Source organism: Paenibacillus sp. GL_099_B (genome assembly GCF_057835695.1).
Genome location: NZ_CM174430.1, coordinates 3,989,516 through 4,004,416 on the forward strand (window position 1 = coordinate 3,989,516; position 14,901 = coordinate 4,004,416).

11 protein-coding genes and 1 pseudogene are annotated in these 14,901 nt (G+C 46.5%); 6 read left to right on the forward strand and 6 right to left on the reverse strand.

Annotated elements, in window-relative coordinates; all coding sequences use genetic code 11:
* The first annotated feature begins 446 nt into the window (after positions 1-446).
* The 4 genes from AC3ITG_RS18040 to AC3ITG_RS18055 are packed head-to-tail and all read left to right on the forward strand — an operon-like array spanning position 447 to position 3,195.
* Positions 447-776 (forward strand): PadR family transcriptional regulator, encoded by a 330-nt coding sequence (locus AC3ITG_RS18040; RefSeq protein WP_489250895.1) that lies wholly within the window; start codon positions 447-449, stop codon positions 774-776.
* A 14-nt stretch (positions 777-790) separates the two neighbouring features.
* Positions 791-1,654, forward strand: coding sequence for a pentapeptide repeat-containing protein (locus AC3ITG_RS18045; RefSeq protein WP_413371873.1), 864 nt, complete (start codon positions 791-793; stop codon positions 1,652-1,654).
* Positions 1,655-1,665: 11 nt separating this feature from the next.
* Positions 1,666-2,427 carry an ABC transporter ATP-binding protein gene (locus AC3ITG_RS18050; protein WP_489250896.1) on the forward strand — a complete coding sequence of 254 codons (762 nt, stop codon included), beginning with the start codon at positions 1,666-1,668 and terminating at the stop codon, positions 2,425-2,427.
* The gene (locus AC3ITG_RS18055; RefSeq protein WP_489250897.1) at positions 2,428-3,195 is read left to right on the forward strand and encodes an ABC transporter permease; all 768 of its coding nucleotides are present in this window, start codon (positions 2,428-2,430) and stop codon (positions 3,193-3,195) included.
* Between the two features lie 81 nt (positions 3,196-3,276).
* Here AC3ITG_RS18055 and AC3ITG_RS18060 read toward each other — a convergent pair.
* Both AC3ITG_RS18060 and AC3ITG_RS18065 read right to left on the reverse strand, forming a co-directional pair.
* Positions 3,277-3,447, reverse strand: a pseudogene (locus AC3ITG_RS18060) (VOC family protein); the annotation flags it as partial.
* A gap of 178 nt (positions 3,448-3,625) precedes the next feature.
* Positions 3,626-4,336 carry an SDR family NAD(P)-dependent oxidoreductase gene (locus AC3ITG_RS18065; protein WP_489250898.1) on the reverse strand — a complete coding sequence of 237 codons (711 nt, stop codon included), beginning with the start codon at positions 4,334-4,336 and terminating at the stop codon, positions 3,626-3,628.
* A 101-nt stretch (positions 4,337-4,437) separates the two neighbouring features.
* Between AC3ITG_RS18065 and AC3ITG_RS18070 the strand changes: the two genes are divergently transcribed.
* On the forward strand, positions 4,438-4,797 hold the full coding sequence (locus tag AC3ITG_RS18070; protein ID WP_489250899.1) for a MerR family transcriptional regulator: 360 nt from the start codon (positions 4,438-4,440) through the stop codon (positions 4,795-4,797).
* Positions 4,798-4,955: 158 nt separating this feature from the next.
* On the opposite strand, the gene AC3ITG_RS18075 is transcribed toward AC3ITG_RS18070, so the two are convergent.
* Complete coding sequence (locus AC3ITG_RS18075) at positions 4,956-6,734, reverse strand: alpha-amylase family glycosyl hydrolase (RefSeq protein ID WP_489250900.1); 1,779 nt, start codon at positions 6,732-6,734, stop codon at positions 4,956-4,958.
* Between the two features lie 160 nt (positions 6,735-6,894).
* Between AC3ITG_RS18075 and AC3ITG_RS18080 the strand changes: the two genes are divergently transcribed.
* Positions 6,895-7,800, forward strand: a complete 906-nt coding sequence (locus tag AC3ITG_RS18080; protein WP_489250901.1) for an AraC family transcriptional regulator — start codon at positions 6,895-6,897, stop codon at positions 7,798-7,800.
* A gap of 536 nt (positions 7,801-8,336) precedes the next feature.
* Here the strand turns inward: AC3ITG_RS18080 and AC3ITG_RS18085 are convergent.
* The 3 genes from AC3ITG_RS18085 to AC3ITG_RS18095 all read right to left on the reverse strand — a co-directional run bounded on the left by AC3ITG_RS18085 (position 8,337) and on the right by AC3ITG_RS18095 (position 14,889).
* Positions 8,337-9,245, reverse strand: coding sequence for an SDR family oxidoreductase (locus AC3ITG_RS18085; RefSeq protein ID WP_413371883.1), 909 nt, complete (start codon positions 9,243-9,245; stop codon positions 8,337-8,339).
* A gap of 636 nt (positions 9,246-9,881) precedes the next feature.
* Complete coding sequence (locus AC3ITG_RS18090; protein ID WP_489250902.1) at positions 9,882-11,486, reverse strand: discoidin domain-containing protein; 1,605 nt, start codon at positions 11,484-11,486, stop codon at positions 9,882-9,884.
* Positions 11,487-11,664: 178 nt separating this feature from the next.
* On the reverse strand, positions 11,665-14,889 hold the full coding sequence (locus AC3ITG_RS18095; protein WP_489250903.1) for an alpha-mannosidase: 3,225 nt from the start codon (positions 14,887-14,889) through the stop codon (positions 11,665-11,667).
* Positions 14,890-14,901 lie beyond the last annotated feature (12 nt).

Here is a 14,901-nt window from a genome sequence, read left to right on the forward strand (position 1 = left end):
TCTGTATGCTATCGTCCAACATTAACGATCTTCCTGACCCATGCTGGCTCACTCGTCGCCGCCCGCAACAAAAATACCATTCGCCTTCCCTTCAAAGAACAAGGGAACTTGCTTAATTTGCAAATGAACGATATCCCCATTTTTATGACTGCTCACTCAAAAACTTTCTCATACTTCGTCCTATCCTCCGCCAGCACAGCTGTAATTAGTTAGAGTAACTTTACATTACTTCAGCGAATTTTGTCTTAGTTTGATAACGCTAAAATTAACCAATTAAACCCGCATACGCCTGCTAAAATTAAAGCGAAGTTCCGGCTCATTCAGGAAAGTGAATCCCCTTTAAATATCGTTCTGATAAATCAAAATTTCAAACAAAGTAATTTGCTTGTAAAAGTACCTTGACAGTCAAGGTAGTGTGTCGTATTATACAGTTGCGAGGTGATTAAATGAGCCAGAACAAAATTACATCCGACCTACTACGCGGACATACCGATACGATGATTTTACGGCTCTTATCCGAAGCTGACAGATATGGATACGAGATTGTCAAAATGATTGCTGAGCGCTCGGGCGGTGAGTACGAATTAAAAGAAGCCACAATGTACTCCAGCGTTCGGCGACTTGAAGCGGAGGGCGATATCGAGTGGTATTGGGGCGATGAATCTCAAGGTGGACGTCGTAAATATTTTAGGATTACCGAAAAGGGTAAGACAACGTATGACAGCAACAAAGACAACTGGGAGTACGCCAAGCGCGTTCTTGAAAACTTATTATAAGGAGTGTTGAGGTTATGAATGAGAAATTGACCAGCTATTTGAACGGCGTTTTCGCACCGTACGATGGGGTAAAAAGCGTCACTGAATTAAAAGCAGACCTGCACTCCGATTTGCTGGAGCGATTCCGTGATCTCAAAGCCGAGGGCAAGGATGATGAGACTGCTTTTGAGATGACCATCGAGAGCATCGGCGATATTGAGCAAACAGTACAGGAGGTTGCCAACCTCTCCCGCTCGCTGGAGCGGCAGGTGGTGACAAACTTTAGCGCGAGTAACCTGCCAACGAGCGACTTTGCTGGCGTTATCGCGCATAAAGGACAATTTAAGTCTAGCGCGTTGCGAGGTTCTAATTTCACGAACGCGGACTTAACCGGCAGCTCTTTTGCAAGCAGCGATGTGCGGGATGCCAATTTTGACGGTGCAAACCTGACTGATTGCATCCTCTCCACACTTGACCTTTCAAATGTAAGCTTCAATCAATCGATCCTTGTACGCACTACCTTCAGCAAGTCGGGACTGGACCGAGCAAAATTCACAGCTGTAAGACTGACCGACGTCACGTTCTCCTTGACTGATCTTCGAAAAACAATTTTTGAAAACTGTATCTTTAATGGCGTGGAGTTCAAATCATCCGATCTGGGAGGGTTGTGTTTTGACGGGCAAACCTTCATCGGCGTCAAGTTTGACAAGGTGGCACTGAACGAAGTTTCCTTTAAGAACGCGACCCTCAAAAATGTATCTTTTCCAACGTCTGCGTGGTCTAAAAAATATTATCGTATTATCAAAACCGTCTGCTTTGACGGCGCGATGATGGATAAACTGACTTATGCCGCCCTTAAAGGCATGGATGCTAATTTGTCAAAAGTTACGGTTATATAAGGAGGGATAACATGCCAAACAAGTCCATTCAAGTGATTGGTCTGCAGAAATCCTACAAGCAACTACATGTCCTCAAGGGCGTAGATTTCGAGGTGGAAAAAGGTAGTATCTTCGCCCTACTCGGCTCCAATGGTGCGGGCAAAACAACAGTTGTAAAAATCCTGACCACGCTGCTCCAAAAAGACAGCGGAACCGCCACCGTAAACGGATTCGATGTTGCAACAAAACCCGACAATGTGCGGCAGGCAATCAGCTTGACCGGGCAATTTGCCGCCGTAGACGAAATTTTGACCGGGCGAGAAAATCTGATCATGATTGCCAAACTTCGATACCTCCAAAATCCGCGTCAGGTTGCGGACGATTTGCTCAAACGCTTCGGCCTGACAGAAGCCGCCGACCGCAGGGTGTCGACTTATTCTGGTGGTATGCGCCGCAGGCTCGACATCGCCTTGAGCCTTGTGGGAAAACCGCAGATCATTTTCCTCGACGAGCCAACTACCGGACTTGACCCCGAGGCACGTATCGAGGTATGGAAGATTGTAAAGGAGCTTGCCGATGGTGGCACGACGGTATTCCTGACCACGCAGTATTTGGAGGAAGCTGAGCAGCTTGCCGACCGAATTGCCATTCTGCATGAGGGCAGGATTATCGCCAGCGGAACACTCTCGGATCTTAAAAAGTTGATCCCGTCCGCAAAGGTGGAGTATATCGAAAAACAGCCGACTTTGGAGGATATATTCCTCGCAATCATTAGCAAAAAGGAGGAAAACTAAATGGAAACGGTAAAAAAACACTTTTTTAGCGACATGAGCGTTATGCTTGGACGTTCCTTGCGCCATATTTTCCGCAGTATGGACACCATCATTACGGTCACCATTATGCCAATCGCATTTATGCTGCTGTTCGTTTACGTATTTGGCGGTGCCATTCAAACTGGAACGGACAACTATGTGAATTACCTGTTGCCCGGCATACTGCTGATTGCTATTGCTAGCGGTATATCCTACACGGCTTACCGTCTGTTTATCGATGTGCAGCGGGGCATATTCGAGCGGTTTCACTCCATGCCGATTTCACGTTCTACCTTACTGTGGGGGCATGTACTGACTTCGCTGGTTTCTAACGCCATATCGGTTGTCGTCATCCTACTGGTTGCGTTGATCATGGGCTTTCGTTCATCTGCAGGGGTACTTTCTTGGCTTGGCGTAGCGGGTATACTCGCTCTGTTTACGCTGGCATTAACCTGGGTCGCAGTGATTGCCGGACTGTCCGCCAAATCCGTTGACGGCGCAAGTGCCTTCTCCTACCCTATTATATTCCTGCCTTTTATCAGCTCTGCATTTGTGCCAACCGAGTCGATGCCTTCAGTCGTTCGCGCCTTTGCCGAAAACCAACCGGTAACCTCGATTGTGGAAGCTATCCGTGCACTAATGTTAGGTCAGCCGGTCGGCGATGATATATGGATCGCTCTTGCGTGGTGTGTGGGGATCTTGCTTGTAGCATATATCTTTGCAATGAGAGTATATAAAAAACGAGTATGAATAAAATTAACCCGCTCCATGAGGCATATACTTTCATATTTCAGATATTAGCGGGTTGCTGCATACTTAGGATTATTGTATCTATTCTACGCTAAAGCTTTTGGACCATTCAGCGACTCTCCGGCTATTTTCTTCTTCTGACAAATCTTCAATCCGAGTCATAATAGACCATCTTACTCCAAAAGGATCCAATATACTTCCGAATCGATCACCTGATACAGAGTTTATCACCGGTCCCCTTACTATCGCTCCTCCTTTAAATGATCAAAATTTATCAAGTGAGATCAATCATCCATCTAGATAATCAATGATAGTCATTATTATAAAATAACTTCACTGACAACTGGCTGTCAGTGAAGTTATTGACGTTGTTACCTCTTTGTATATTTCGAAATGTGTGTAGAAATTGCAGTGTTTTGACAGATGTGGATTACCAGGCGTACACGCCCTGCTCATTCAAGAATTCGCCGTTATGATGTTTGCCATCTGTCGCATAACCCACGATAATCGCAGCGGCCGCTTCTTTTGATTTACCGCCTTCAGCATTGCCGTTAAGGTCTGTTGATGTGAATCCAGGCGTTACCGCAAATACTTGAGCCCTACTACTTTTCAGTTCATAAGCCATCGAAACTGTCATGGCGTTGTTGGCCGTTTTGGATGAATTATAGTCAAATGCGTTTAAAGCAAATCCCGCATTTTGCATATGATCCAGGGAAGCCATGTCGGTCGATACATTAACGATTGTGCCTTCGTTATCTTTGATTAACGGGAACAAACGCTGGTTCAGCCGGAAGGTTCCGAAAAAGTTGACTTCGAAAGCGTTCCTCAGATCCTCCTCTTTGGTATCCGTAAAAGAACGGGAGAAAGCACCGGGCATACCCGCATTATTGATCAGAAGCTTTAAGTCCGGATAATCCTTGGCAATCGTATTGGCCGCCCTTTCGATGGTTTTCAAGTCACTCATGTCGATTTGCACAAATTCTATGTCTAACCCCTTCGAAGTTAACTCGGTAACAGCCGCTTCGCCCCGTTCGGCGCTGCGTGCACCAAGGACGACTTTCCAGCCGGCTAGACCTAACTGCTTAACGATTTCGAATCCGATTCCTTTATTTCCTCCAGTTACAAAAGCGGTCTTCTTCATGCGAATCCTCTTTTCTCTAATTTGATTTCATTAACAATGTATAAGTTACTATGCTACACTTAGTGTAGGTCAACCATAAATTTTGATAAAAGAGGGTTAGCATGTTAACGATTGGAGAAGTAGCGAAGAAAGTCGATATCACTATCGGAGCGATCCGTTTTTATGAAAGAAAGGGACTGTTGAAGCCTGCTGCGCGAAGTGAGCAGAATAACCGTCTTTATACGGAAGATGATCTGAACTGGCTGGTTTTTATCAAATGTCTTCGCGAAACCGGGATGAGTGTGGAGGACATCAAAACGTATTATGACAAGGTAAATGAAGGAACCTCAACCCTACCGGAAAGAACCAAACTGATTCAAGATCAAAGGCAAAAGCTGCTGGAAGATATCGAGAAAAAAAAAGCGCAGCTCGTTCATTTGGATAACAAACTGGAGCGCTACTATCGCGGAGAAAATTATTAAGATAAGCATCAGTACAAAGAAGACGTTAAACCAAAAAGACAGTCGATCACGTTGATCGGCTGCCTTCTTGGTTCTATTGAGCTATCGTTTCTACGTTAGTTCAACAATCCGGCCATTATATGCATTCACTTATTTTCAATTGGTAAATGGGTAGCTAGCTATTCGGTCGCTGCTCTCGACTCACTTTCACTCTCCAATGGTTCTATGAAAAGAACCATTAATCCGCCCCGAGGTGTTTGATCTCTCTTGATCCTCCATTGGCGTTCCTTTATTTGCTTACCGGTCAGACGGAAACTATACACACCATTCCACTCATCCGTTACCTTGTAGATCCTATTGTCCGAAAAATCCGGAATGGTCACCGAGATGTCTGAGTCCTTGTCATGGTAAGGATTACTCGCAATAAGTAAATACCCTGTTGGAGTTTGATAATAGTAAGGAACAGGAAGATTATCGAGGGATTGGTGTTGTGCAGATTGCGGTTGGCTATTCCCGTTATCCTTTCCGAGTTGAAGTGGCTTGATAACCGAACGATATTTCTTGCGTAACCTGATCATTTGCTTCACATCTTCCAGCATGGCCCTGTGCTTCTCTTGTTCTAGCTGGCTCCAATCTATCCAACTGCCATAGAGCCATTTGCCACATCCCGCATCCTGTCCACCAAACAAGTGGGGACTTAACTGAGGGAGAGGCCGATATTGTGCATCAAATTCCTCTCCAGCCATAAACACCGGGATAGCCGGAGCGAAGATGAAAGAATATCCAAAAACACTTCGTTTGCCTTGGGCGACGTAAGGAGTTTTCTCCTCAGGGTATCCTTCCCATCCGTCATCGTGGCAGCTCAGTTGGAAGGATATCTTCTGTCCCGTTGGGAGGCGCACGGGAAGGGACAGTAGAATGACTTCCCCCTGCCGCTCACTCCGGTGAATCCGGTAATCAGGAAATAAAGTATTCTCCAACTGCCACTCGTTGCTATCATAATCCATCACAAACAACTGCTTGATTTGCTTCGACGGATCAATTCCTCGTATCGAAAGTAAGAAATATTCCCTTTCATACCCCTCATGCCGTCCGTCAGATGGAACTGGTTTCGTTTCTTTCCCTTCGACTGCAAGGGTAAGTACATAATCATGTTCAGGTCCGCTACCAGCTTCCGAATCATCCTCATACAGCACCTTGACCTGAAACATATTCGGTTGAAGACGGTTAACCAGTTGGAGATATGATGGCAAATCAGACAAAACTCGGCTCTGCTCCTGAAGACCATAATGATTGTTGCTGATTCGGAAGCCGTGCTGTAGAAAATCAGTAACTCCTTGCACGGCGGGTCCTTTCTCAGGAATAATGACAATCGGATGTCCAAGCGCCGAACATTGGCTCCGGATTCGTGCCCAGAGATCGAAACGGTATGTGGCAACGTCCAGCCTGAAACCATCGATACCGAATTTCTGCACATAGTCAACCCACACCTTCACCCACCAATCATCTAGATCTTCATGGTCGCCAAACCAATCGAAATCCGTCATTCCCCACGATCCGCCCTTGAACCATTCCGGATGGGCCTCGATCAGCGGACTGTCACTCATAACCCCATGGGTAATGACGTCCAGGAACACTTTGATCCCGTTGTGGTGGGCTTCCTCAATCAAAGCTAGGAATTCTTCTTCTCCCCCCAAAGAAGGATCTAGCTTATCATGCTGAATCACCGCATATTGGTTCCAAATGTTGTAGAAATGATCAGGGTGGCTAAGTGAATGCCCTGTGAGCCAAATTCCGGTGATTCCGAGATCTTTCAAATATTCTAGTTTTTCCTTCAAGCTGGCGAAGGTCCCGCTTTCCGGCCCATTGGGAGAAGTGAAGGATTTCGTTGGAATTTCATAGATGATTAAATCATCGGTCCATTCCGGAGATTGTTGAAGCTGTAGCTTTCGATCCATTTAGTGAGTCAGCCCTTTCTTTAAGATCTTTTCTGAACCTGATCCAAACGTACCATGTCTACAACCTAGCAACCACCCAAAAAAGTGATCTCCACTTATACTTTTGTAGTATACTTTATGTCAGAAACGAAACCATTCCAAAATAACGCGGGGCGAATTAATGCAGCATGTATTCCATATCCCAAACTTATACAACGATATTCTCCTTGATACCTTCCACTATGGTTGCTTTGAGAAAGGCTGGAGCAACTCTAATTGCAGGCATTTTTTCTACGAATTTATTTATTGCGCCAAGGGCTCGATTGTACAATGGATTAACGGAGCCACCTATTCTCTACAACGTGGCGATTTTCTGATTATTAAACAAGGTCTGCAACACCATACTCCCCCCCTTGGAGAAGAAACTGAATTGTTCGTTTTTCATTTCGATTTAACCAATCAGCAAGTTCGCTCCATTTTCCAAATGATTGAGGATCCAGTTGTTCGGTCAGGTCAGCTGCAGGCAGTTTCTTTAGAGAAATGGGTCGATCAATTTATGAAGGAATATAAAGAGTTGTTTCTGCAAGCTGGCGAAAAAGACACCGTCACCAAAACCAGGTTAACCTCTTCCGTCGCGCTGTTACGGATGCAATCCAAAGTTTTGGATTTAATCGGTCAGATTGCGGAGTATTTCCTTCAGGAATGCAATTGGAACCATCTTTCCATAGCAACACCTGCACAAATCGAAATTGCCCACAACGCTGCCTATCAATTCGAACTTCAGGCACTAGATGGAGTAAGGATTCACGATCTTGCTTCACAACTGGGTGTTTCCAGATCTTATTTATGTGAATGCTTCAAGCTCATTTATGGCATTTCACCCAAGGAATATCTATCCAAAACCCTAATGCGACATGCCAAAAACGAGCTTCAGAACTCCACTCTGTCCATAGAAAAAATTGCGGAGAAGCTCCACTATTCCTCTTCTGCCCACTTCAGTAAGGCTTTTCGCTCAAACGAAGGAATAACGCCGTCCCATTATCGAAATCTAACCCGTTCAAACTTTATCAATTTTTCGGAAATATGAATCAAAGAGGGATTCAAAAAGGAAACGAAAAAGAGCAGGTCCTGAAGACCTTGCCCTTTTCCGTTTCCATGTTCTCGGAGAAGGAGGATAGGCGGATGTACTCTCGAAACTCTCGAAACTCCCGATAATCAGGTTCACGCCCCTGAATGCAATGTCCTATCTGCTCTCTCGATAATACGACTTTCCGCTCACCTGCAATATACCAAACTTCCACTTGCTAGTGAAGAGCATTGCCTAATCGAAAACTTTCATCCTGACTTTTGGGGATATGAAACTCGCAAACGAAATTCACCGTTGATGGCAACAAATCCGTTTGGATCATTCATTCAGCCGATCGGTGGCGTTAAATGAATTTGCTGTCGATAGGTTTGATTAACCTTTTCTTTTTCCTCACTTATATATCGATTAGCCCTATCTGTTGTATACATCGTTGCTACCTGCTGTTATCAATTTCTCGAATCAAGATCTGATCTATCAAGTGGATGGTGAATTTTCAACCATAGCAATGGCTATCTGAATGGTAGCCCCCGTGACGATTATGAATATCGAATCACTCCTCCATTTACGTGCAACACTTGGCCGGTCACAAACATGGAATCGCTGGCCGCCAAATAGACGTAGGCTGGCGCCACCTCGAATGGCTGCACTGCACGACCGAACGGGCTGTCGACGCCCCATGTACTCACCATCTCAGCAGGCCAAGAGCTCACTGTAAGAGGCGTCCAGCCAGGCCCTGGAGCAACTCCATTAACCCTGATTCCCTTGTCCGCGAGCGATATGGCCATCGTACGAATGAAGGATACAATAGCTCCTTTGGTCGCCGAATAGTCAATGGCGTTTTTGTTACCCTCATAGGCCACCCTTGAAGTCGTACAGATGATCGCGCTGGCCGGATTAAGAAAAGGTATGGCAGCTTTCGTCAAATAAAACATAGGAAAGACGTTCGTTCGAAACGTATTTTCCAGTTGTTCGTCCGAAACGTCCAGAATGCTGGGTGTGTACGGCTGAACGGCGGCGTTGCTGACCAAAATGTCCAGCCTTTGATAATGGTGTATTGTCTCCGCCACAATTTCGGACGAGGCAGCCGGATTGCGAAGATCGCGAGGCAGGATCAGGCAACGAACCCCGAATTGCTCAACGTACCGTTGTGTCTCTTCGGCATCCCTGTGCTCATTCAAATAGACGAGCGTCAAATTGGCTCCTTCTTTGGCATATGCCACCGCGATAGCGCGGCCGAATCCGCTATCACCGCCGGTAATGATGGCGGTTTTTCCTCTTAGCTTACCACTGCCAACATAACCGGGATTATCAAAAATAGGCCTGGGTTCCATCAAGTACTCCAAACCGGGTATCTGATCTTGGTGCTGCGGCGGAAATGCCACTGGCTCCATAACGGTCTTAGTCCGCCAGCCGATGTAGGGATACATAGGATAACCTTTCAACATAGCCCCTCCTCTCTTGAATTTCTCATGTAAAGAGTCTGTGGCTTCCTTTAACTTGTTACATAATGATTATTTTATTATCAATTTATGAAATCTTTTATGAGAGTATGAACGGAATAAAGCTATCGAGGGTGAGAAGGCTTTGTAATAAAATTTGATCCAACTGGACTCATTTCCAACAAGTTGATTTGCTTCCCTTAGTTGAAACTAATATTAATGCTGACGGATAGACTATATATCAGCGATAGTATGTTCCTATACAAAACGAAAAAGGAAACTCAAAACCTCAAAACTGCCGATGAAGACTTATGTACCAATCATTACTGTGAGCCCTTCAGGCAACGGGTTAGTGGTAGGGGTAAGTGGGATCTATCAGATAACGATATCAATTAACGCTGAAGCAACGGTTAATCCAGATCCTACTCAAAAATATTTAGATGCTATTATTACTAATAATGGTGCGCCTATTTTCGGAGATACGACCACCTTTTTCAAAGTATCGAATAGAAGTAGTTCATCGTTTGTAGCCAAGAAACCTCTTATCCCGTCTTTCCGTTACTCCTACAAAAACAAAACAAGCCGCTTTACGCGACTTATAATGTTGACACATCCTTGAACAGTTCTACTATGTTCATTTCCTCAATTGATTTTGATTGAGGAAGTTCTGTCGCTCCATCCTTCTGGAGTTAAAGAAGAATCATCCTCTGTTCGGACCAGTTTGGCTCCCTGAAAGTTGTCATGTTCATATAATTCCACGGTAACTCCGCCGAAGACGCGCAGCGACGTAATATCATCATTTTGGATGCCCGCTTCTCGTAGCGCTGCAAGAGTGTAGCTTCCTGGCGCCAGTGTCACCGCATATCCACCATAGCTCCCATCCTTATAGAACACTGCACCCTTATCCAGTCCGTAAGCCTCTAGTTCATAGATCCGCGCCGACGTATCGGTGCTGAGCACCCCGGCGTCCGTAATATATACGCGGATGTATCTCCCGAAGGTATTGACATCATGCAGAGTAACATCCCGCGTATTTCCCGTCACGGATGCCGCGTCGCTCCATGTACTTCCATTATCGCTGACCTGGATTTTGAAGTCGCGGGTATTGATGCTCGGCGTCTCACCTCCCGCTGCCGCATGCTTCACTACAAACCGGTACAGATTATATTTCTTCCCGAGATCAATCTGCAGCCAATGCGGCTCGGGACCGGTTGAACACCATTTGCTGTTACCAAGAACAGTTCCGTCAATAGCTTTATTGGGTGCTTCTCCCTGCACATAACCATCCGCACTGGCGGTTCCCTTTGCTGCAACATTAACGTAGCCACTAGGGAGCGCTTTGCCTGTGCGAGGGATTTGAATAGTCAACTGTACCGGATAGTGATCCGATGGATATAATCCATTCTCGTTATAGCGGTTAATCTCCATTGATTCAACAGTTCCTGCACCACGCTGAAAAATCCAGTCAATATGGTGATCTGTCGTGTTACCGTTGTAGTTGCTGACGGTAGAAGCATTGTTGAAGTTATGCCCGCTTTGGGTCCAGACATCGCTAAAATCCGACTGCTCAATTATGGAGTAAGCGCTCTCCGTTTGTGGCGAATTAAGATCTCCTCCAATAAATACAGGCGTATCCGGGGAGGTGACATACTCCGAAACCCTGTTTAATATCAACTGAGACGATAGTGCCCGGGCGCTGCTGTTCAAAGAAAAGTGGGTATTGAAATAATAGAAGACGGTCCTCGGATCGTCTTTGGCCTGGAATTTAGCCCAAGTACATATCCGAGGCCATTTCGTATCATATGAACTACGACTTCCGACGACATCGGGCGTTTCACTAAGCCAGAATTGACCTGACTCCAACACCTGAAATTTATCTGCTCGATATACAATGTTGGAGTACTCATCCGTCTTGTTTCCATATCTCGATGTACCCACGGATTGGTAGTTTCCGTTAAGATGACTTACAAAGTAATCGATTTGCACAGCATAGGCTTCCTGCATGCCGATAATATCGGGACCAAATGAATTGATGACATTCACAGCCCTGTCTTTGCGGTTATCCCAAGAGTTTACAGTGCCATCATCCCCATGCAGGTTGCGTACATTAAATGTCATTAACTTCAGCTGTGCTGTCTGCGGACCTGCCGCAGCTTTTGCCGTCGTTAACGGAACAACTACACTTCCGAGTCCGACGATCCAAGCACCTAACATCATCATTACCATCCATTTCTTCCTCTTCCTCATCTTTAACCCTCCCCATTTTCAGATCTTCTCTTGCTCCTTCATGGTAAAATAGCCGCCGTGAACCTGTAAATTTCAAAAAGCTGCATTTCCTTGCACTTTTCAGCTTTTTGTCTTTTAAAATTCCGCTACGGCTATCAAATTTTGAAAATGGGACGTTTCTATATCCCCCTCTTTCATTTTAAGAAATGGCAATGCTCAACGTCTTGATCTCATAAGGCGCCAAAGACAATTCGATCTGCTGGCAATCGAATAGTAATGCAGTTGGATGCTCCTCCATAAGATCGGTTTCCTCTACCGAGCACAGTTGACCTAGGTACGGTTCAACCGTTACAGACGTTTTCGTACGGATCCCTCCGAATTCATACAGGCGCACAATCAACGTCTTGCCATCTTCAGCCTTTTTGACCGTGTCGATCATGACATTACGGGCGTCTGTCTTTATCATTCCAAGCTCTTCTGGAGTATGGGAGCTACCTTGCACAACAGCTGCGATCAGTGGTGCATTCAGTTCACACGCTGCCTGATGTGTTCCTGCTTCATACCATCCCCTATTGTGCGGAAACAGAGAGTAAGTGAACTCATGCAATCCCTGATCGGCATTGTTATCCGGGTATATGGCGGATTTTATCAAACTCAAACGTATAACGTGATTGCGAATGTCATGCCCATATTTGCAGTCGTTCAGCAGACTAACCCCATATCCACCTTCTGATAGATCTACCCACCGCTGAGCAACTGATTCGAAACGGGCATAATCCCAGCTCGTGTTCCAGTGTGTCGGCCTCTCCACATTGCCGAACTGGATTTCATACGTCGCTTTGGTCGAGCGGATATCCACGGGGAAGGCTGTTTTCAGTAGCTGCTGATGCTCATGCCAATCCACTTGGGTTTTGAAATCAATACGCGGGTGATCGCGGTACACGATCAAATATTGCTCGATCGTAGAACTCTCATAGCTGTACAGCAGTTTCAGCACTCCCTGCAGCGGTCCATCTTCCAGCACTGTCAGTTCCTGCAGTCTGTCCACAACGGTCATTTTATCCTGATAGTAAATGTCAATATCCCAGGCGTCATGCGCCATTGGCTTATCTTCGAATACCTGCAGTATGTTAGCTGGCTGTCCCTTCTTCAGTACCTCACGTCTCGCCTGTTTATCATAGAGCGAAGCGATCTGACCTAAATCGTTCAGGCGAATGCTGTAGTAGGGGGTCTCAAGGTGATCGACATTAATACTCCAGGATTCAAGAACTGGAGCCTCGTACCAGTTATCCAACGCCAAATCCTCCTGCTCCTGCTCTGCTTCGTCCCGTCCATAAATAGTCGTATAACCGTAAGCCGGTACATCCCGAACTGCCACAAGCACCCTGTTTAAAGCTGTCAGATCAGCAGTTTCACTTGCTACTATTTGAGCATCCAGCTTGAATCCCTCTGCTGTATACCATGTATACTTCACTGCGTCATTTATATCGACTTCCGCATGGAATGAACGTTTCCAGCCAAGTGCATTAAAGATGCGGACAGGTATCCCCTTTTCCCCCGCTTCGCAGTCCATTGTTCGATTCAAACCAAAACTGCCAAGTCCTTGTTCAATCGCAGCAAGTGCGAGCCGTTCCGATTCCTCGTATTCGATTCTGCTGTCCTCATACACCTCATAAATCGAAGATCCAGGAATAATGTCATGAAACTGGTTACGCAGCACGATCTCCCAACTGTCATTCAGCTGAACCGACGGGTAGGCATGCTCCGGATTCAGCACAAGCGCGAACATATTCAGGAATTCCGCGTGATGCAACAGCATCTCCATCCGGCGGTTCATGCGCTTATTGTAGGCCTGGGAGGTGTACGTTCCGCGATGGGATTCGAGATACAACTCGCCATCCCATAAGTGAAGCTGCGGCTGATCCTTGACCTGTTTCTCAAGCTTTACAAAAAAATCTTCCGCTCCCCCTGTCTTAACCTGAGGAGCACCAGGCATATCCTCATACCGCCGTACAGCCTCCAGCATATCACGGGTGGGTCCTCCACCCCCGTCACCCCAGCCATAGGCCAGTAGCAGCTCATTATTCATACCCTTCTGGCGGTAGTTGTTCCATAAACCTTGAACTGAAGCACCGGTCACATTTCCATTGTACGTATAGTACGAGTTATCGCCATTATCAGGCGTCGTAATGTAATGTGTCAGAATCTCTGTTCCGTCGATCCCCCTCCATGTAAACGTATCGTAAGGGAAACGGTTGTATTGGCTCCAACTGATTTTGGTCGTCATGAAATAATCAACGCCACTTTTCTTCAGAATCTGTGGAAGCGCCCAGCTGTAGCCGAACACGTCCGGGAGCCACAGTACCCTGTTGTCTACGCCGAATTCATCGCGGAAAAAACGTTTGCCAATCAGAAGCTGACGGACCAGCGATTCGCCAGACGGAATGTTGCAGTCCGACTCCAGCCACATGGCACCGGTAGCTTCCCAGTTTCCACTCTGCACGCGATCCTTGATTTTGGCATACAGCGCAGGAAAATCCTTCTTCAAGTAGGCATAAAGCTGCGGCTGTGATTGCAGGAACACATATTCCGGAAAACGCTCCATCAGCATGAGCACCGTTGAGAACGAGCGTCCAGACTTCTCGCGCGTATGGTGCAGGCGCCAAAGCCAGGCTACGTCGATGTGGCAGTGTCCGACTGCCGTAATCTGTGGACGGGGTCCGCGCGGGACCGCTTCAAGCCGCTTTCGCAGCGTTTGGCAGGCCTGTACCGCGGATGCGTAAAAAACTTCCGAACCAGGTCTGCTCCAGTCCAACTGGCGAAATGCCGCTTCCAGCGCGTCCGTAAGCTCATGTCTTTCCAGTTGGCGTTCGTCCAGCTGCTCCACGGTCTGAAGCATATGCAAGGACGTATAATACAAGTCATCCACTGCCGCATCAAGTACCGCGATGCTTAGCAAATCGATTCGGTGATCAAACGGGGTGCGCCCATCTGGCACCTTCAGTCCGCTCCACGCATAAATAGCAAGTTCCACACGGCCTTCCTCCACTGCGTCTTTCGGGAAAAATAGCTCCGCATGATTTCGGTCCAACGCCTGCAGCGGCTCCCCTTTCAGATAAACCTGTGCTTCATACCCTCTGGTGTTACCACCGCTTGTTTCCCCAAGCTTAATGAGACCGATCACATCCTGTCCCTTCCAGTATGGAGGGAATTCGACGTCTGTAATAAACCAGGCATATCGGTCTCTACCTCCCCAGCGGTCACCAACATGAACCGCTACTCCACCTTCCAATTGCTGACGCGCTTCATGCAAATCTCTCACATCCGGAACGATGTAGACGTCACCCAATGTCCGACTTTCACGATATCTTAGTCCAGCCAGTTCTCGGATACGGCTTTCCAATTTCTGCAGAACGAATCTCATACTTAATTTTGC